This window comes from Cellulosimicrobium marinum, assembly GCF_020551945.1.
In the GTDB taxonomy this organism is placed as follows: domain Bacteria; phylum Actinomycetota; class Actinomycetes; order Actinomycetales; family Cellulomonadaceae; genus Cellulosimicrobium; species Cellulosimicrobium marinum.
Genome location: NZ_JAJBZH010000001.1, coordinates 415,727 through 433,569, shown reverse-complemented (window position 1 = coordinate 433,569; position 17,843 = coordinate 415,727). Strand labels below are relative to the sequence as shown.

At 74.9% G+C, this 17,843-nt stretch carries 16 protein-coding genes; 12 read left to right on the top strand and 4 right to left on the bottom strand.

What is annotated here, in order from left to right:
- The first annotated feature begins 3 nt into the window (after positions 1-3).
- From atzF to LGQ04_RS01915, 4 genes are read left to right on the top strand one after another with little or no spacing between them, the layout of a single operon-like run.
- Positions 4-1,713 carry an allophanate hydrolase gene (gene atzF / locus LGQ04_RS01930; protein WP_229241779.1) on the top strand — a complete coding sequence of 570 codons (1,710 nt, stop codon included), beginning with the start codon at positions 4-6 and terminating at the stop codon, positions 1,711-1,713.
- A gap of 30 nt (positions 1,714-1,743) precedes the next feature.
- Positions 1,744-2,706 (top strand): ABC transporter substrate-binding protein, encoded by a 963-nt coding sequence (locus LGQ04_RS01925; protein WP_229241778.1) that lies wholly within the window; start codon positions 1,744-1,746, stop codon positions 2,704-2,706.
- 27 nt (positions 2,707-2,733) lie between these two features.
- On the top strand, positions 2,734-3,630 hold the full coding sequence (locus LGQ04_RS01920; RefSeq protein ID WP_229241777.1) for an ABC transporter permease: 897 nt from the start codon (positions 2,734-2,736) through the stop codon (positions 3,628-3,630).
- 30 nt (positions 3,631-3,660) lie between these two features.
- Positions 3,661-4,464: an ABC transporter ATP-binding protein gene (locus LGQ04_RS01915; protein ID WP_229241776.1), complete on the top strand. Its 804-nt coding sequence runs from the start codon at positions 3,661-3,663 to the stop codon at positions 4,462-4,464.
- Between the two features lie 6 nt (positions 4,465-4,470).
- Here the strand turns inward: LGQ04_RS01915 and LGQ04_RS01910 are convergent, their stop codons facing one another.
- On the bottom strand, positions 4,471-6,021 hold the full coding sequence (locus LGQ04_RS01910) for a mannitol dehydrogenase family protein (protein WP_308016330.1): 1,551 nt from the start codon (positions 6,019-6,021) through the stop codon (positions 4,471-4,473).
- Positions 6,018-7,073, bottom strand: coding sequence for a LacI family DNA-binding transcriptional regulator (locus tag LGQ04_RS01905; RefSeq protein ID WP_229241775.1), 1,056 nt, complete (start codon positions 7,071-7,073; stop codon positions 6,018-6,020). The genes LGQ04_RS01910 and LGQ04_RS01905 overlap by 4 nt, the downstream gene beginning before the upstream one ends.
- 144 nt (positions 7,074-7,217) lie before the next feature.
- On the opposite strand from LGQ04_RS01905, the gene uxaC reads away from it, so the two are divergent.
- Both uxaC and LGQ04_RS01895 read left to right on the top strand, forming a co-directional pair.
- Positions 7,218-8,717 carry a glucuronate isomerase gene (gene uxaC / locus LGQ04_RS01900; RefSeq protein WP_229241774.1) on the top strand — a complete coding sequence of 500 codons (1,500 nt, stop codon included), beginning with the start codon at positions 7,218-7,220 and terminating at the stop codon, positions 8,715-8,717.
- On the top strand, positions 8,714-10,060 hold the full coding sequence (locus LGQ04_RS01895; protein ID WP_229241773.1) for a serine hydrolase domain-containing protein: 1,347 nt from the start codon (positions 8,714-8,716) through the stop codon (positions 10,058-10,060). The genes uxaC and LGQ04_RS01895 overlap by 4 nt, the downstream gene beginning before the upstream one ends.
- Positions 10,061-10,080: 20 nt before the next feature.
- On the opposite strand, the gene LGQ04_RS01890 is transcribed toward LGQ04_RS01895, so the two are convergent.
- Positions 10,081-10,839, bottom strand: coding sequence for a FadR/GntR family transcriptional regulator (locus LGQ04_RS01890; protein ID WP_308016328.1), 759 nt, complete (start codon positions 10,837-10,839; stop codon positions 10,081-10,083).
- Positions 10,840-11,006: 167 nt separating this feature from the next.
- Here LGQ04_RS01890 and LGQ04_RS01885 point away from each other — a divergent pair, with 167 nt between their 5' ends.
- The 6 genes from LGQ04_RS01885 (at position 11,007) to LGQ04_RS01860 (ending at position 17,279) form a co-directional block, all read left to right on the top strand.
- Positions 11,007-11,807: a (Fe-S)-binding protein gene (locus tag LGQ04_RS01885; RefSeq protein ID WP_229241772.1), complete on the top strand. Its 801-nt coding sequence runs from the start codon at positions 11,007-11,009 to the stop codon at positions 11,805-11,807.
- Positions 11,804-13,333: a LutB/LldF family L-lactate oxidation iron-sulfur protein gene (locus tag LGQ04_RS01880; protein WP_372469890.1), complete on the top strand. Its 1,530-nt coding sequence runs from the start codon at positions 11,804-11,806 to the stop codon at positions 13,331-13,333. Before LGQ04_RS01885 ends, LGQ04_RS01880 begins: the two co-directional genes overlap by 4 nt.
- On the top strand, positions 13,330-14,040 hold the full coding sequence (locus LGQ04_RS01875) for a LutC/YkgG family protein (protein ID WP_229241771.1): 711 nt from the start codon (positions 13,330-13,332) through the stop codon (positions 14,038-14,040). The genes LGQ04_RS01880 and LGQ04_RS01875 overlap by 4 nt, the downstream gene beginning before the upstream one ends.
- 157 nt (positions 14,041-14,197) lie before the next feature.
- On the top strand, positions 14,198-15,490 hold the full coding sequence (locus tag LGQ04_RS01870) for a sugar ABC transporter substrate-binding protein (RefSeq protein ID WP_229241770.1): 1,293 nt from the start codon (positions 14,198-14,200) through the stop codon (positions 15,488-15,490).
- A 71-nt stretch (positions 15,491-15,561) separates the two neighbouring features.
- Positions 15,562-16,455 carry a carbohydrate ABC transporter permease gene (locus LGQ04_RS01865; protein ID WP_229242369.1) on the top strand — a complete coding sequence of 298 codons (894 nt, stop codon included), beginning with the start codon at positions 15,562-15,564 and terminating at the stop codon, positions 16,453-16,455.
- Complete coding sequence (locus LGQ04_RS01860) at positions 16,452-17,279, top strand: carbohydrate ABC transporter permease (RefSeq protein ID WP_229241769.1); 828 nt, start codon at positions 16,452-16,454, stop codon at positions 17,277-17,279. The genes LGQ04_RS01865 and LGQ04_RS01860 overlap by 4 nt, the downstream gene beginning before the upstream one ends.
- Positions 17,280-17,348: 69 nt before the next feature.
- On the opposite strand, the gene LGQ04_RS01855 is transcribed toward LGQ04_RS01860, so the two are convergent.
- Complete coding sequence (locus LGQ04_RS01855) at positions 17,349-17,843, bottom strand: GNAT family N-acetyltransferase (RefSeq protein WP_229241768.1); 495 nt, start codon at positions 17,841-17,843, stop codon at positions 17,349-17,351.

Below are 17,843 nucleotides of genomic sequence, written 5' to 3'. Positions count from 1 at the left end.
CGAATGAGCCACACCGACCCGGTGGAGGCGGTGCGGGCCGCCTACGCCCGCATCGGAAGCACCGCGGCCCGTCACGTCTGGATCGGGCTGCGCCCCGAGGACGACGCCGTCGCCGACGCACGCGCCGTCCGGGCGCGCCTGCGCGCGGGCGAGCCGCTGCCCCTCGCGGGGCTCGTGTTCGCCGTCAAGGACAACATCGACGTCGCCGGGATGCCGACGACGGCCGCGCACCCCGCGTTCGCGACCGTCCCGTCGCGCACCGCGAGCGCCGTCACGCGGCTCACGGACGCGGGGGCGGTGCTCGTCGGGAAGACGAACCTCGACCAGCTCGCCACCGGGCTGGTCGGGACCCGCAGCCCGTACGGGGCCGTGAGCAGCGCGGTCGACCCGGGTCGGGTGGCCGGCGGGTCGAGCTCGGGCTCGGGGGCGGCCGTGGGGCTCGGGCTCGTCGACTTCGCGCTCGGCACGGACACCGCCGGGTCGGGGCGCGTCCCCGCGGCGTTCAACGGGGTGGTGGGGCTCAAGCCGACGCTCGGGCTGGTCGCCAAGGACGGCGTGGTCCCGGCGTGCCCCTCCTACGACACGGTCTCGGTGTTCGCCCAGGACGTCGTCTCGGGGGCGCGCGTGCTCGCGGTCGCGGTCGGGCCGTCGGCCGACGACCCGGGCTCGCGCGCGTGGCCCGCCGACGCGCCGCAGGGCGTCCCGCGGCGCCCGGTCGTGGCCGTCCCCCGGGACGAGGACCTCGCCGTCCTGCCGCCGGGGGCCCGTGCCGCGTTCGACGCCGCGGTGGCCCGCGTCGAGGCCCAGGGCGCCACGCTGCGCACGGTCGACCTCACGCCGTTCCTCGAGGCCGGGCGGCTCCTGTACGACGGCGGGCTGGTCGCGGAGCGCGCCTGGTCGTACGGCGACTTCCTCGCCGAGCACCCCGACGACGCGGACCCGTCGGTCGCCGCCATCGCGGCGGCGGCCGCCGCGGTCCCGGGGGTCCGGGTGGTCGCGGACCAGCAGCGGCTGCGCACCCTCACGGCGCAGGCGCGTGCGGCGCTGCGGGGCACGCACGCCCTGGTGGTCCCGACGGCGCCCGTCCACCCGACGCACGAGCAGGTCGCCGCCGACCCGATCGGGCTGAACTCGACGATCGGGACCTTCACGAACTTCGTCAACCTCATGGACATGGCCGCGGTCGCCGTCCCGGCGGGCCGGGTCGACGGCGAGGGGCTGTTCGGCGTGACCTTCGTCGTGCCGGCGTTCCACGACCAGGTGGCCGTGGACCTCGCCGCCCGCTTCCTCGGCGAGAGCGTTCCCGCGCTGCTCGGCGCGCCCGGGACCGACGTCGCGGTGTTCGGCGCCCACCTGCGGGGCGAGCCGCTCAACGTGCAGCTCGAGGCGCTCGGCGGGCGCTACGTCCGCGACGTCGCCACCGCCCGGACGTTCCGGATGCTGCTCGTCGAGGGGGACGTGGAGCGCCCCGCCGTGGTGCGGGGCGAGCCGGGCGCCTCGATCCCCGGCGAGCTCTGGCGCCTCTCGCCGCAGGGCCTGGCGGGACTGCTCACGAGCGTCGCCGCGCCGCTGGCCCTCGGGCCCGTCGAGCTCGCCGACGGGTCGACCGTCGTCGGCTTCGTCGCCGCACCGTCCGGGACCGAGCCCGACATCACCCACCTGGGCGGCTGGCGGGGGTATCGGCACGCCCGACCCCTCGCCGCGTCCGTCTGACCACCCCAGCACCACCCACGAGGAGATCCGATGCCCCTGAAGAAGCACGCTCTTGCCCTCGGCGCCGCCGGCGCGCTGGTCCTCAGCCTCTCCGCCTGCTCCACCGGGTCCGCCGAGAGCGCGGAGGACGGCACCGTCACCGTCGGCACGCTGCGCGCGCAGCCGCACCTGTTCACCCCGTTCCTCTACGAGTCCTTCGCGCCCGAGGGGCTGGAGTTCGAGGTCGTCCTGTTCGACTCCTCCACCGACATCAAGAACGCGGTCGTCTCCGGGTCGGTCGACTTCGGGGTGACGGGCGCCTCGTCGGTGCTCTCGGGGATCTCGCAGGGCCAGGACGTCACCGTCGTCGCCTCGTCCGCCGACGGCGGCACGCGCATCGTCGCCTCGGAGGGCGTCGAGACGCCCGAGGACCTCGTCGGCAAGAAGGTCGGATACCCGATGGGCGCGACGCAGGAGATCCTCCTCAAGCAGACGCTCGACGCGGCGGGGATCGACCCGGCCACGGACGTGGAGCTGGTCAACCTGCCGTTCGCGGAGATGGCGAACGCGTACGGGTCGGGGCAGATCGACGCGTTCATCTCCGCGGAGATCGGGCCGTCGGTCGCCATCGAGGCGGGCGCGCACGAGCTGATGTCGCCCTACGAGACCGGGATCGGCCGCACGAACATCGTCCTCGCCACCACGGGGGCGCTCGTCGAGGAGAACCCGGACCTCGTGCAGCAGGTCGTCGACACGCACGCCGCCGCGACGGAGCACCTGCTCGCCGACCCGGACGCCTGGGCGTCCGGCCTGGTCGAGGAGTTCGGCCTGGACGAGGCGGTCGTGCGGACCGCGATCGAGAACATCTGGCCCCGCTGGGAGATCGACGCCGCGTACCAGGCGACGCTCGAGGCGATGAACGACGAGATGGTGGCGTTCGACCAGCTCGGCGCGCCCGCCGACCCCGCAGCCCTCACCGACACCACGTTCACCGACGCGGTCACGGTCGGCTGACCCACCGCGCTGTCCAGGGAGGACGCCATGACGACCACGACACGAGCCGCCGCCCCGGCGACCGCCGGCACCGAGGGTGACGCCGGCCGGCGGACGAGCACCGGGCCGCGCCGCCGACGTCGCCCCTCCGCCCGGGCCGGCTGGCTGCTCGGCCTGCCGGTGCCGATCCTGATCCTGATCCTGTGGCACCTCGGGGTGCAGGGCGGGTGGACCCTGCCGTTCGACATCAAGATGGCGTTCCTGCCCACGCCCGTGGAGGTCGGGCGCCGGCTCGTCGACGTCGCGTTCGGGGGCGTGTACGACGACTCGTTCAGCGGGACGCTCTGGGTGCACCTGTGGGCCTCCACGGTGCGGGTGCTCCAGGGGTTCGCGCTGGCGGTCGTCGTCGCGGTCCCGCTCGGCGTGGTCATGGGTCGGTCCCGGCTGGCGTTCCGCATGCTCGAGCCGACCGTGAACGTCGTGCGGCCGATCCCGGTCACGGCGTGGGCCCCCCTGACCCTGCTGATCATCGGGTTCGGGGACCGGTCGACGGTGTTCCTCGTGTTCCTCGCCGCGGTGTTCCCGATCCTGCTCAACACGATCAGCGGCGTGCGCCAGGTGCCCGGACGTCTCCTCGAGGCGGCCGCCATGCTCGGCACGCCCCCGTTCCAGGCGCTCTACAAGGTCGTCATCCCGGCGGCGACGCCCAGCATCGTCGGCGGCATGCGGATCGCCATGGGCCTGGCCTGGGTGATCCTCGTCGTCGGGGAGACGGTCGGCATCAGCACCGGCCTGGGCGCGATGATCACGCAGGCCCGCGACCAGTCCCGCACCGACCTGATCGTCGTCGGGATGATCGTCATCGGTCTGGCGGGGTTCCTCGCGGACCGCCTCCTCGGCCTGGTGTTCCACCTGGCCTTCGGGCGCCGCCCGATCCTCAAGTAACCACGGTCCTCGAACGACGGAGAAGTGCTCATGGTGAAGATCGGACCCGACCGGGAGACCCGCCCGGCGGACATCGTCATGGACGGCCTCGGCAAGCGGTACCCCGGCGCGGAGCTCGCCGCCGTCGCGGACGTCGACGTCACCGTCGCCGCGGGGGAGGTGGTGTGCATCGTCGGGGCGTCGGGGTGCGGGAAGTCGACGGTGCTCCGGATGGTCGCCGGGTTCGAGACCGTCACGGACGGCACGCTGCTCGTCGGCTCGGAGCCCGTCGCGGGGCCGGGACCGGACCGCGGCGTGGTGTTCCAGGACTACGGGCTGTTCCCGTGGCTCACCGTCGCGGAGAACGTCGCGTACGGGCCCAAGCAGGCGCGCCACCAGGCCGGGGTCGTCAAGGACAGGACGCGCGCCGCCCTGGAGGCCGTCGGGCTCACGCGCATGGCGGGGTCGTTCCCGCACCAGCTCTCCGGGGGGATGCAGCAGCGCGTGGCGATCGCGCGCGTCCTGGCGAACCGCCCCTCGGTGCTCCTCATGGACGAGCCCTTCGGCGCGCTGGACGCGCTCACGCGCACGGAGATGCAGCACGAGCTGCAGCGCATCCAGCGCGAGGCGGGGATCACGGTCCTCTTCGTGACGCACAGCATCGAGGAGGCCGTGTACCTGGGCGACCGGATCATCGTCATGGCCGGGGGCACCTCGCACGGCGTCTCGGGGCACGTGCGGGAGATCGTCGACGTCGACCTCGGGGTCGACCGCGACCCGACGTCCGCGGAGTTCAACGCGATCGAGCGGCACGTCGACGCGCTCGTGCACGCCGGCCACGTCGTCCCCGCGTAGACCTCCTCAGCCCGGCGCGCGCGCGAGCAGGGCGGCGGCCCGGGCCGCGACGTCCTCGGCCACGGCCGCGAGGGGCCCGGCGGGGACGCCCGGCAGCAGACCCGGGGCGTGCACGAGCGCACGGACCGCCGCGTCGTCGTCCGGCGCCGCCCCGACGAGCGCGGCCAGCTCGTCCGCGCGCGGGTCGTCGACCGTGCGGCCCGCACGGGTCTCGGCGACGACGTACGCGGACCAGGCCGCGAGCGCCGCCACGACCCCGGCGGGCGCGGCACCGGCGGCGAGGCGGTCGGCGAGCGTCCCGCCCCAGCGGAACGGGATCTTCTGCGTACCGTCCATCGCGACCTGGCGGGTCGTGTGCCCGGTCGCAGGGTTGGCGAACCGGTCGAGGACCTGCTCGGCGTACGCGGCGAGGTCGAGCCCGTCGGGCGCGTCGAGCGTCGCGAGCGCGTCGGCCTGGAGCGCGCGCGCACCTGCGGCGAGCGCGGGGTCGGCGACGGCCTCGGCGATCGTCGCGTGGCCGGCGAGCGACCCCGCGTAGGCGAGGTAGGAGTGCGCGCCGTTGAGGAGGCGGAGCTTGGCGCGCTCGTACGGGGCGACGTCCGCGGTGAGGGTGGCGCCGCCGTGCTCCCACGGGGGACGGGGGCCCGCGAAGCGGTCCTCGACGACCCACTGGAGGAACGGCTCGGCGACGACGATGCCCTCGTCGCGCGCACCGAGCAGCGTCTCGACGTCGTCGCGCTGGGCGGGCGTCGTGGCGGGGACGATCCGGTCGACCATGCTGCACGGGAACGTCACGGACGCGGCGAGCCAGGTGCGCAGGTCGTCGCCCGCCGCACCGGGCAGGGCGGCGTCGACGGCCTCGCGCACGAGCGCGGCGAGGACGTGGCCGTTGTCGGCGAGGTTGTCGCAGCTCAGCACGGTGAGCGGCGCTCCCCCGGCCCGACGGCGCGCGGCGAGCCCGCGCACGAGCAGCCCGACCGCGCTCGTCGCCGGGACGGCGGTCCCCGCGTCGGCCGGTGTTCCGTCCACGGCGGGGGCCTGCCGCTCCTCGTCCGCGAGCGCGTCGAGGTCGGCGTGCACCGCACCGAGGTCGAGGTGGCCGTCGGCGCCGCGCGCGTAGCCCTTCTCCGTGATGGTCAGCGTGACGACGTGCGTCGTCGGGGCGGCGAGCGCGGCGAGGACGCGCGGCGTCTCCTCGGCCGGCCACGCGACGTCGGTCACGGACCCGAGCACCCGGGGGGACGCGCCGTCGGGCCCGACCGTGAGCACCGTGTACGCGCCGCCCTGCGGGCGGAGCTGGTCGCGCACGGACGCGGAGCGCTGCGTGACGCCGAGGATGCCCCAGCGCAGGTCGCCGGTGGCGAGCGCGGCGTCCTCGGTGACGACGGCCTGGTGGGCGCGGTGGAACGCCCCGATGCCGAGGTGGACGACTCCCACTTGTGCGGGGCGGACGGGCTCGGGGAGCCCGGCGGGGACGTGGTCGCGGTGCAGGCGGGCGCGCTGCCGGTCCGGTCGCTGCGGGGACTGCGGCGGGGTCGTCGCGGCGGGGGTGCTCACGGGATGGCCTCCGGGGTCGGGGGGACGGTGGTGGAGTCGCGGACGACGAGCTCGACGGGCAGCTCGTCGTCCGCCGTCGGCTCGGCGGGGTCGGTGCCGTCGGTGGCGTCGGCGGCGGGTCCGGCCGTCGCGGGCGGCGTCCCGCGGCGCGGGCCGAGGCGGGCGACGAGACGGTCGACCGCGCGCGCGCCGAGCTGTGCGAGGTCGGTGCGCACGGTGGTGAGGCGGGGCGTGACGAGCGTGGCGACGAAGGTGTCGTCGAACCCGACGACGCTGAGGTCGCGCGGCACGACGAGGCCGCGCTCCCGCAGCCGGTCGACGAGCCCCAGGGCGACGAGGTCGTTGTACGCGAGGACGGCGGTCGCGCCGGACGCGACGACGAGGTCCGCGGCGGCACGGCCCCCGTCGACGTGGGGCCGGAAGGACCCCACGGGCACGGTCTCCACGTCGGGGTGGCGCTCCCGGGCGGCGGCGAGGCCCGCGCGGCGGCGCGCGTCCGACCACGACCGTCCGGGCCCGCCCACGTACGCGACGCGGGTGTGGCCGAGCGCGCGCAGGTGCTCGACGGCGAGCAGCACGCCGTGCGCGTCGTCGGCCGACACGGCGGGCACGCCCGGCAGGCGCAGGTTGACGAGGACGACGGGCGCGTCCCCGGCGGCGGCGAGGTCCGCCTCGGCGGCGCGGGGCGCGCAGAGCACGAGCCCGTCCGTCTGGGCCCGCAGACCGGCGACGAGCTCGGTCTCCAGGGCCGGGTCCTCCGCTGCGTCGACGACGAACACCGCGTGGCCGGTGCGTCGTGCGCGCGCCTGCACGCCCTGCGTGACGGACGCGAAGTACGGGTTCTCGAGGTCGGGGACCACGAGCCCGAGCGCGCCGGTGCGCCCCGCCCGCAGCCCGCTCGCGGCGCGGTTGGGGCGGTAGCCGAGCCGGGTGGCCGCGGCGACCACGCGGTCGCGGGTCGCCGCGGCGACCCGGTCGGGCTCGGCGAGCGCGCGCGAGACGGTGGAGATCGACACGCCGCTGGCGCGGGCGACGTCGTGCACGGTGACCACGGCGGCCTCCTCGCTGTGCCGGAACAATGCTGCGAACGATTGTATCCCGGCTGCTCTCGGACGAGCGCAGACCACCTCTGCACTCCACGCGCGCGGCGGTGGGCTACGCTGCAAACGTTCGCATCGACGTCGAAGGAGATCCCCGTGACGAGCACCGCCCACCGTGAGCCCGCCACCACGACGGCGCCGTGGACGCTGCACCCCGACCGCGCCCTGCCCGCGGACCCCGTGCTGCGCCCCCTCGCGCGCGAGATCCTCTCGGCGACCCGGGGTCTGCCCGTCGTGTCGATGCACGGGCACGTGGACGCCGCGCTCCTCGCCGACGACGCGCCGTTCGGCGACCCGGCCGCGCTCTTCGTCACGCCCGACCACTACCTCGTGCGGATGCTCGTCGCGCAGAGCACGTCCCCGCACGGCGCCCCCGGAGTGCGCGGCATCCACGACCTCGGCGTCGCCCCGGCGCCCGGCGCCCCCGCGGGCACCCCGCCCGCCGAGACCGACCCGCGCGAGATCTGGCGACGCTTCTGCGCGGGCTGGCACCTCTTCCGCGGGACGCCCACGCGCTACTGGCTCGAGCACGCGCTCGTCGAGGTGTTCGACGCGCCCGTCGCGCCGTCCGCCGCGAGCGCCGACGCGCTGTACGACCACCTCGTCGACCGGCTCGCGCGCCCCGAGTTCCGGCCTCGGGCGCTGTTCGACCGGTTCGGCCTGGAGATCCTCGCGACGACCGACCCCGCGCAGTCGCCGCTCGCCGACCACGCCCGCCTCGCCGCCGACGGGTGGGGCGAGCGGGTCGTGCCGACGTTCCGCCCCGACGCCCTCCTGCACGTCGACCGCGCCGACTGGGCGCAGCAGGTGGCCGAGCTCGGCGCCGCGGCGGGGACCGACGTCGTCGACTACCGCTCGTACCTCGACGCCCTGCGCGCACGCCGGGCCGCGTTCGTCGCGGCGGGCGCCCGGGCCACGGACCACGGCCACCTGCGCGCCGACACGACGCCCCTGGACGACGCGGACGCCGCGCGCATCCTCGACGCCGCGCTGCGCGGCGACGTCGCGCCGGCCGACGCGGCCGCGTTCTCGGCCCACATGCTCTTCCAGATGGCCGCCATGTCGGCCGAGGACGGCCTCGTCATGCAGCTCCACCCGGGCGTGCTGCGCGACCACTGCGCGGGCGTCGCCCAGGGGTACGGCCCCGACACGGGCTACGACGTCCCCGAGCGGACGGAGTACGTGCGCGCGCTGCGCCCGGTGCTGGAGGCGTTCGGCCACCACGAGCGCTTCCGGATGATCGCCTTCACCGTCGACGAGACGACGTTCTCGCGCGAGCTCGCACCCCTCGCGGGCGTCTACCCGGCGCTGCGGCTCGGCGCGCCGTGGTGGTTCCTCGACACCCCGGAGGGCATGCGCCGGTTCCGCGAGGCCGCCACCGACACCGCGGGCTTCTACAACACGAGCGGGTTCGTCGACGACACGCGTGCGTTCTGCTCGATCCCCGCCCGCCACGACCTCGCCCGCCGCGTCGACGCGGGCCACCTCGCCCGCCTCGTCGCCGAGCACCGGCTCGACCTCGACGAGGCGGTGACGACCGCCGTCGACCTCGCGTACCACCTTCCCCGCGCGTCGTACCCCTCGCCCCGGGCATGACCCTCGCCGGGCTCGCCCACGACGCCGAGGCCCTCGGGATCGCGCTGCACGGCGTCGAGGTCGGTGTCGGCCGCGAGCTCGTGCTCTCCGCGGGCTGCGCTCCCGCCGGCCCGCACGTGCCGCACCGCGCGTACTCCGTGACGAAGACGCTCACGGCGCTCGCCGTGGGCACCCTCGTCGGCGACGGGACGCTCGACCTCGACGAGCCCGTCGCCGACACCTTCCCCGAGCACCGGTCCCCGCACCCGTGGGTCGCCCGCACGACGGTCCGCGACCTGCTCACCATGCGCGGCCCGCACGCCGCCTCCCCGTTCGCCCCCACCGACCCCGAGCCGCTGGCCTCGTGGTTCACGACGCCGCCCACGCACCCGCCCGGCACGCTCTTCACCTACGACACGAGCGGCTCGTACGCGCTGGGCGCCCTCGTGGAACGGCGCACCGGCACCACCCTCGTGGAGCACCTGCGCCCGCGCCTGCTCGACCCCCTCGGCGTCGCGCCCGACCTGCGCGTGCTCCCCGGGCGCGACGGCCGGAGCCACGGCGGGTCGGGGCTCGTGTGCCGGCCGCGCGACCTGCTGCGCCTCACGCACCTGCTGCTCGACGAGGGGACGCACGCGGGCGAGGCCCTCGTGCCCGCGGGGTTCGTGCGGGCGGCGACGTCCGTCCAGGCCGACACGTCCTCCCTCACGTGGGGCGCGGCCTTCCGCGGCGGGTACGGGTACCAGGTGTGGGTCCCGCCGCGCGGCGGCTTCCTGCTCTTCGGCCTCGGCGGCCAGATCGCCTACGGGTCGCCCGAGCAGGACCTCGCCGTCGTCGTCACCGCGGACGCGCAGGCGTGCGCGCACGGCGACCGTCGGCTCGTCGAGCTCGTGCTGCGGCACCTCGTGGACGACGCCCCCTCCGGTGCGGCCCCCGACCCAGGGACCGCACCGGGGTCCCTGCGGTGGCCCGCACCCCCGCACGACGCGCGGAACGCAGCACCGCGCACCGGCCGCGTCCACGCCCTCGGCACGGGCCCCGCCGTCCTCGACCTCGACCTCGGGACGGACGCCGGGCGCGTCGGCCCGCTCGGTGACGGGGTCCACCTCGCCTACGACGTCGCGCGGCCCGTCCCACAGCCCGTCGGACCCGCCCGGCGCCCGGGCGTCGTCACCGCCGGCTGGACCGCGCCCCGCACCCTGGACGTGCGGTGCTGGACCCTCGATGACGACCTCGACGTCCTGCTCCTGCGGCTGCACGTGGGCGACGACGGCACGGTCGCGGTCCGCGCGGAGGGTCTCGGCGAGGCCGTCGACCCGCGCTGGTCGTTCGTCGGCGGCTACGCGGACGCTCCCGCGCGCTGAGGGCCGCCGGGCGGCGGCCGTCAGAGCCCGGTCTCGGCGGAGAACCCCTCGATGTGGGTGCGGACGGCGCGCTCGGCCTCGTCGGCGTCGCCGGCGACGACGGCGGCGAGGATCGCGCGGTGCTCGGCGCGCAGGCGGGCGGCGGTGCGCTCCCACGACGGCAGGGCGGCGCTCCCGGCGGCGACGTAGGACTCGATCGCACCGCGCAGTCCCGTCATGACCGCCTCGACGAGGGCGTTGCCCGCGAGGCGGACGAGCACGAGGTGGAACGACGCGTCGAGCACGCGGAACTCGGCGGCGGTGAGCGCCGGGTCGTCCATGCGGTCGAGGAGCGCGGCGGCCTCGGCGTGGAGGGGCGCCCCGGCGCGCTCGGTCGCACCGCCGGCCGCGCCGGCAGTGGAGTCGGCAGTGGCGTCGGGAGCGGGGCCGGGTGCCGGGTCGGTCGCTGCGGCGCGCACCGCCCAGGTCTCCAGCAGGACGCGGGTCTGGACCACGTCGCGCACGTCGAGGGTGCCCGAGGCGACGTGCAGGCGCACGGCCGCACCGAGGGCGGCGGCGGGCCGGTCGACGACGGTCGCGCCGGCGTCGGGCCCGGAGCCGACGGCGGTGCGGACGACGCCCATCGCCTCCAGCACCCGCAGGGCCTCGCGCACGGACGGGCGGGAGACCCCGAGCTCCTCCGCGAGCGCCCGCTCGGCGGGCAGGCGCTCGCCGAGGGCCCAGCGGCCGGCGGCGAGGTCGGCCTCGATGCGGGCGAGGACGCGTTCATGGGTGCGCACGCGCTCAGCGTAGGCGAGCGGGCGCTGTGGTCAGACCACAGCGCGCTCGTGGTCTACAGTGGGCCGATGTGGTCTGACCACACCCCGCCGCCCCCGGCGGGGGTCCCGGCGGGCAGCGCGGCCGCTGCCCGGCGAGACCGGCACCGTCCCCTCTCCCCGGAGCACGCATGCGCATCGCCCTCGCCGCCACCTGTCTCGGGGACGTGATGTTCCCGGAGGCGCCGCGCGCCACGGCCCTCCTGCTCGAACGCCTCGGCCACGAGGTCCACGTCCCCGACGGGCAGGCCTGCTGCGGCCAGATGCACGTCAACACCGGGTACATGGACGAGGCCGTGCCCGTCGTCCGCAACCACGTCGAGGCGTTCTCCCCCGTGCTCGACGGCGAGTGGGACGCCGTCGTCGTGCCGTCCGGGTCCTGCACCGGGTCGATCCGTCACCAGCAGGGCATGGTGTGCCGGCGCGCGGGCCTCGACGCGCTCGGCGCCCGCGCGGACGCGGTCGCGGCGAAGACCTACGAGCTGTCCGAGCTCCTCGTGGACGTGCTCGGCGTCACCGACGTCGGCGCGTACTACCCCCACCGCGTGACCTACCACCCGACGTGCCACTCGCTGCGCATGCTGCACGTCGGCGACCGGCCGCTGCGCCTCCTGCGCGCCGTCGAGGGGATCGACCTCGTCGAGCTGCCCGGCGCGGAGTCGTGCTGCGGGTTCGGGGGCACGTTCGCGCTGAAGAACGCCGACACGTCGACCGCGATGCTCGCGGACAAGATGGCGCACGTGAGGTCCACGGGCGCCGAGGTCCTCACCGCGGGCGACGCGTCGTGCCTCATGCACATCGGCGGGGGCCTCTCCCGGATCCGCGCGGGCGTGCGCACGCTGCACCTCGCCGAGATCCTCGCCTCCACGAAGGACGCACCGGCCCCACGCCCCGCGGCCGCTGCCGGCCGCCCGGCGGGAGGTGCCCGGTGAGCACGTTCCTCGGCATCCCCCGCACCCGCACCGCCGTGCCCGACGGCGCCCGCGACGTCCCGCACCCCGACGCACCGCTGCGCTGGGGCCAGGCGTTCCCCGACGCCGCCCGGCAGGCCCTCGAGGACACCCAGCTCCGGCGCAACCTCGCGCACGCGACGTCGACGATCCGCGCCAAGCGGGCGGCGGTGGTCGACGAGGTCCCCGACTGGGAGGCGCTGCGCGACGCGGGCTCCGCGATCAAGACCGACGTCATGGCCCGCCTCCCCGAGCTCCTGGAGGAGCTGGAGCGCAACGTGGTGGCGCGGGGCGGCGTCGTGCACTGGGCGCGCGACGCCGCGGAGGCGAACCGGATCGTCGCGGACCTGGTCAGGGCCAAGGGCGTCGACGAGGTCGTCAAGGTCAAGTCGATGGCGACGCAGGAGATCGGCCTCAACGAGGCGCTCGCCGAGGAGGGCGTCGCCGCGTACGAGACGGACCTCGCCGAGCTGATCGTCCAGCTCGCCGACGACATGCCGTCGCACATCCTCGTGCCCGCGATCCACCGCAACCGGGCGGAGATCCGCGAGATCTTCCTCGAGCGCATGGGCGACGCGCCGCCCGACCTGTCGGACGTGCCGCGCGAGCTCGCCATGGCCGCGCGCGCCCACCTGCGCCGCAAGTTCCTCTCCGCGAAGGTCGCCGTGAGCGGCGCGAACTTCGGCGTCGCCGACACGGGCACGCTCACCGTCGTGGAGTCCGAGGGGAACGGGCGCATGTGCCTCACGCTGCCCGAGACGCTCATCACGATCATGGGGATCGAGAAGGTCGTGCCGTCGTTCACCGACCTGGAGGTGTTCCTCCAGCTCCTGCCGCGCTCGTCCACGGGCGAGCGCATGAACCCGTACACGTCCCTGTGGACGGGGGTCACGCCGGGCGACGGCCCGCAGGAGTTCCACCTCGTGCTGCTCGACAACGGCCGCACCGACGTCCTCGCCGACGAGGTGGGCCGGGCCGCGCTCCACTGCATCCGCTGCTCGGCGTGCCTCAACGTGTGCCCCGTGTACGAGCGCGTGGGCGGGCACGCCTACGGGTCGGTGTACCCCGGGCCGATCGGCGCGATCCTCACGCCGCAGCTCACGGCGTCGTCGGGCGGCCTGTCCGGGCACCACGACCCCAACGCGTCGCTCCCCTACGCGTCGACGCTGTGCGGCGCGTGCTACGAGGTGTGCCCCGTGAAGATCGACATCCCGTCGATCCTCGTCGAGCTGCGGGCGCGCGAGGTCGACGCCGACCGCGGCGGCCTCCCGACGGGGTGGGGCGCCGCGATGAAGGCGGCGTCCTTCGTGATGTCCGACGCGCGGCGGTTCGGGCTCGCCGGGAAGGCGGCGGCGGTGGGCCGCGTGGTCGCCGGGCCGAAGGGCCGCATCTCGACGCTCCCGCCGCCCGCGAGCGCGTGGACGCGCTCGCGCGACCTGCCCGCGCCCGCCCGCCAGTCGTTCCGCGACTGGTGGCGCGACCGCCCCGAGGGAGGTGAGGCGCGGTGAGCGCGCGCGACGCCGTCCTCGCGCGGGTCCGGAACGCCCTGCGCGGGACGACCGCCGGGCCGGCCGCTCCCCGGCAGGGCCCGACGCCGCCCGGTGACCCCGCGCCGTCGGCCACCCCGGTCCCCCGGGCGTACCGGACCACCGGGGAGCACGCGCCCGGCTCGGACGCGGCGGTCGAGGTCCTGGTGGACCGGCTCGTCGACTACCGGGCGCACGTGCACCACGCGTCGTCGACCGAGGAGGTGGCCGAGGTGGTCGCCGACCTGCTCGCCTCGGCGCGGTCCGTCGTCGTGCCGCCGGGGCTCGACGACGCGTGGCTCGCCGGGCTCGGGCCCACGACGGCGCGCGTCGCGGACTCGCGGGAGGACCCGCGCACCGCGGACGAGCTCGACGCGGTCGACGCGGTGGTGACGGCGGCCCGCGTGGCGGTCGCGGACACGGGCACGATCGTGCTGGACGGCGAGCCGGACCAGGGCCGACGAGCCGTCTCGCTCGTCCCCGACCTGCACGTGTGCGTGGTCCGGACGGAGCAGGTGGTGCACACCGTGCCGGAGGCGGTACGCCTGCTGGCGCAGCACCCGGAGCGGCCGCAGACCTGGATCAGCGGGCCCAGCGCGACGAGCGACATCGAGCTGTCGCGGGTCGAGGGGGTGCACGGTCCGCGCACGCTCCACGTCGTGCTCGCGCGGAACGGCGCGGCCAGGTAGCGTCTGCGACACCGGCCGGGCTCAAGTAAGGGCAGGTAACGATCACGTCACCGTCCCGTGAAATTTCTTCACCCACACCGCTGAGTGTGTGAGGATAAGTTTCACGCGCGGAGCAACACCGCTCCGCATCCGGACGGACAGGCCAGGTGATGACGCCTTGAGGACTACTCGTACGATCTCCGCGGTCGCGACGATCAGCGCGACCGCTCTACTGCTCGGAGCATGCTCGGGCGGCGGGGGCGACGACGCCGACTCCGCCGACGGCGGCTCCCTCGAGGTCTGGATCATGCAGGGCACCAACCCTGACTCCGAGGCCTTCTTCGACGAGGTCGCCACCGCCTTCGAGGAGGAGACCGGTGCGACGCTCGACGTCGAGTTCGTCGAGTGGGGCGACGCCCACGACCGCTTCGTCACCTCGATCGCCGGCGGCACGACCCCCGACGTCGCGGAGACCGGCACCACGTGGACGCCGGAGTTCGCCGCGGCGGGCGCCCTCGCACCCCTCGACGAGTACGTCGCCGAGGCAGGTGTCGACGGCGACCTCGTGCAGGGCCTCGTCGACGCCGGCACCTACGACGGCAGCCTCTACGGCATGCCGTGGTACGCCGGCGTGCGCTCCCTCGTCTACAACACCGAGCTCTTCGACGAGCTCGGCCTCGAGGCGCCCACGAACTGGCAGGAGATCGAGGACGCCGGCCTCGCCATCAAGGAGGCGCACCCCGACAAGCTGGGTGTCGCCATCGCGGGCGACGCCGAGTTCACGGTCTACCCGTGGGTCTGGGGCGCCGGCGGCGAGGTCGCGACCGAGGACGGCGGCGAGTGGACGTCGCAGCTCGACAGCCCCGAGTCCCAGGAGGGCATCGGCTTCTGGACGGGCCTGCAGACCGAGCACTCCCTCTCCTCGGCCGGCGCCACGACCTGGCGCGAGACCGACGTCCTCGACGCGTTCGCCCAGGGCGACGTCGGCATGGCCGTCATGGGGTCCTGGACCCCGGCCGCCATCGTCGAGGCCAACGCCGACATGGAGGGCAAGTTCGCGGCCGTGCCGATCCCCGGCAAGGACGGCGGCATCGCCCCCTCGGTCCTCGGCGGCTCGCACCTGAGCATGTTCGAGACCGCGGACGACAAGGACCTCGCGTTCCAGTTCGTCGAGATGATGACGACCGGCGAGTTCGCCGAGAAGTGGGCCGAGCAGTCGGGCTACTTCCCGGGCCAGACGTCGCTCCTCGACGCGGCCGTCGCGAGCGACGACCCGCTCGTCGCGCCCTTCGCCCAGCAGTTCGTCGACGGCGGCGGCGCGGTGCCGAACTCGCCGAACTACGGCGCCGTCCAGGCGAAGAAGACGACCAGCACGATGATGCAGTCCATCCTCTCCGGCCAGGCCGACGTCGCGACCGCGACGACGACCGCCGCCGACGAGATGACCGGCCTGCTCAACCAGGGCTCGTGACGACGACCGTCACGCGCACCGAGCCGACGGGGGCGGGCCGAGGGCCCGCCCCCGTGCGGCGCGGCGCGAGCATGCGCCGCATGGCGCTCGCCCGGCCCTGGATGCTGCTCGCCCCCGCGCTCGCGGTGCTCGCCGCGCTGCTCCTGTGGCCGCTGGTCCGCGTCGTCCTGTTCTCGCTGCAGGACTACGGGCTGCGCCAGATCGTCTCCGGCGAGCAGAACTGGATCGGGTTCGCCAACTTCGTCGAGATCCTCACGTCGGCCCAGCTCTGGCAGGTCGTCCTCCCCAACACGTTCGGCTTCGCCATCCTCGCCGTCGTCGCGACGGTCGCGTTCGGGACCGGCGTCGCCGTGCTGCTCGCGTCCCTCGGCCCGTTCTGGCGCACCGTGACGTCGAGCGCCATCATGGCCGCCTGGGCCATGCCCGCCGTGACCGGCACCTACGTGTGGGTGTGGATCTTCGACGCCGACCGCGGCGTCTTCAACGAGGCGCTGCAGTCCCTCGGCATCATCGACGGCTCCGTCAACTGGTTCACCGACCGCTGGTCGTTCTACGCGATCGTGCTCCTCAACGTCGTGCACCACGGCTTCCCGTTCGTCGCCGTCACCGTGCTCGCCGGTCTGCTCGGCGTGCCCAAGGAGATCCTCGAGGCCGCCGAGATCGACGGCGCCGGGGCGTGGCGCCGGTTCTTCCAGGTGACCGTGCCGCAGCTGCGCCAGGTCTTCGCCGTCGTCATCATCATGTCGACCATCTGGGACTTCAAGGTGTTCGCGCAGGTCTACCTCATGCCCGGCGGCGCCGGGTCCAACCGTGAGGTCCTCAACCTCGGCGTGTGGTCGTACGTGGAGTCGTTCGGGCAGAACCGGTACGGCTTCGGATCCGCCATCGCGGTGCTGCTCACCGTGCTGCTGCTCGTGATCACCGCCGTCTACGTGCGCACGATCCTCAAGGAGGAAGAGCTGTGAGGCGCCCCTCGACCGCGATCCAGGTCGTCAAGGGCGCCCTCGTCGCCCTGCTCCTGGTGTTCACGCTGTTCCCGATCTACTGGATGATCGTCAGCTCGCTCGACGCGCGCAGCGGACGCACCGGAGGGTTCTGGCCGACGGAGCTCACGTTCGACAACTACGTCTTCGTGCTCACCGACGGCGGGTTCGCGACGTTCCTCAAGAACTCGCTCGTCGTCGCCGGCGTGACCGTGCTCATCTCCGGCGTGCTGGCCCTGCTCGCGTCCGTCGCCGTGGCCCGCTTCCGGTTCCGCATGCGCACGCAGATCCTCCTGATGATCCTCGTCGTGCAGATGGTCCCGCTCGAGGCGCTCGTCATCCCCCTGTTCGTGCAGATCCGCGACCTGCAGCTGCTCGGCACGCTCGCCGGCCTCGTCGTCGTGTACGTCGCGCTCGCCCTGCCCTTCGGCATCTGGATGCTGCGCGGCTTCGTCGCCGCCGTGCCGCGCGAGCTGGAGGAGGCCGCGTTCCTCGACGGCGCGTCCTGGGGCCGCATGTTCCGCTCGGTCCTGCTGCCGCTCGTCGCCCCCGGCCTCGTCGCGACCAGCATCTTCGCGTTCATCACCGCGTGGAACGAGTTCATCTTCGCCATGACGATGCTCGGCGGCGAGGAGCAGAACTACACCGTCGCGATCGGTCTGCGCTCGTTCTTCGGGCAGCACTCCAACGACTGGGGCTCCATCATGGCGGGCTCGACGATCATCACCATCCCCGTGATGATCTTCTTCATCATCGTCCAGCGCCGCCTCGCGTCCGGGCTCACGTCCGGCGCCGTCAAGGGCTGACCCCTCCACCACCCGACGGGCCGGTCGCGTCGCACCCGCCGCGACCGGCCCGGCGTCGTCCCCGCACCGTCACAGCGCGCGGTAGTAGTGCACGACGGGCAGGGCCGTGAAGCCACCCGCCTCATACATCGCGCGCGCCGGACCGTGGCCTGCGTCCCCGCCCGTCCACACGTTCGCCCACGCGCAGCCCGCTTCCCGCATGAGGTCGAGGCTCGCGTCCAGGAGCAGACGCCCCGTGCCGGCGCGCTGCGCCCGAGGGTCCACCGCGATCATCTCCAGGTCGCCAGCGCGCATCCCTCGCGCGTCCGGATCCCCGACGACGACGGCCGCGAACCCGACGACGCGCCCGTCCCGCTCCGCGACGAGGGTCGTCCCGGCGTGCGTCGAGCAGGTGGACCGCACCGCGTCCGCCTGGGCGTCGCGCCACGACGGGTGCGCCAGCGCGAAGAGCTCGTCCCCCAGCACGTCGCGCCACGCCCTGAACACGGGCTCCCACGCCCGCAGGGACAGGTCCACCAGGGGATCGAGATCGGCGGTCGCGAAGGGGCGCAGCGTCGTGGTCAC

Excerpts from the sequence above, each read along its gene's own strand:
- atzF (WP_229241779.1), top strand. The coding sequence starts at position 4 with ATGAGCCACACCGACCCGGTGGAGGCGGTGCGGGCCGCCTACGCCCGC.
- LGQ04_RS01925 (WP_229241778.1), top strand. The coding sequence starts at position 1,744 with ATGCCCCTGAAGAAGCACGCTCTTGCCCTCGGCGCCGCCGGCGCGCTG.
- LGQ04_RS01920 (WP_229241777.1), top strand. The coding sequence starts at position 2,734 with ATGACGACCACGACACGAGCCGCCGCCCCGGCGACCGCCGGCACCGAG.
- LGQ04_RS01915 (WP_229241776.1), top strand. The coding sequence starts at position 3,661 with ATGGTGAAGATCGGACCCGACCGGGAGACCCGCCCGGCGGACATCGTC.
- LGQ04_RS01895 (WP_229241773.1), top strand. The coding sequence starts at position 8,714 with ATGACCCTCGCCGGGCTCGCCCACGACGCCGAGGCCCTCGGGATCGCG.
- LGQ04_RS01885 (WP_229241772.1), top strand. The coding sequence starts at position 11,007 with ATGCGCATCGCCCTCGCCGCCACCTGTCTCGGGGACGTGATGTTCCCG.
- LGQ04_RS01865 (WP_229242369.1), top strand. The coding sequence starts at position 15,562 with ATGCGCCGCATGGCGCTCGCCCGGCCCTGGATGCTGCTCGCCCCCGCG.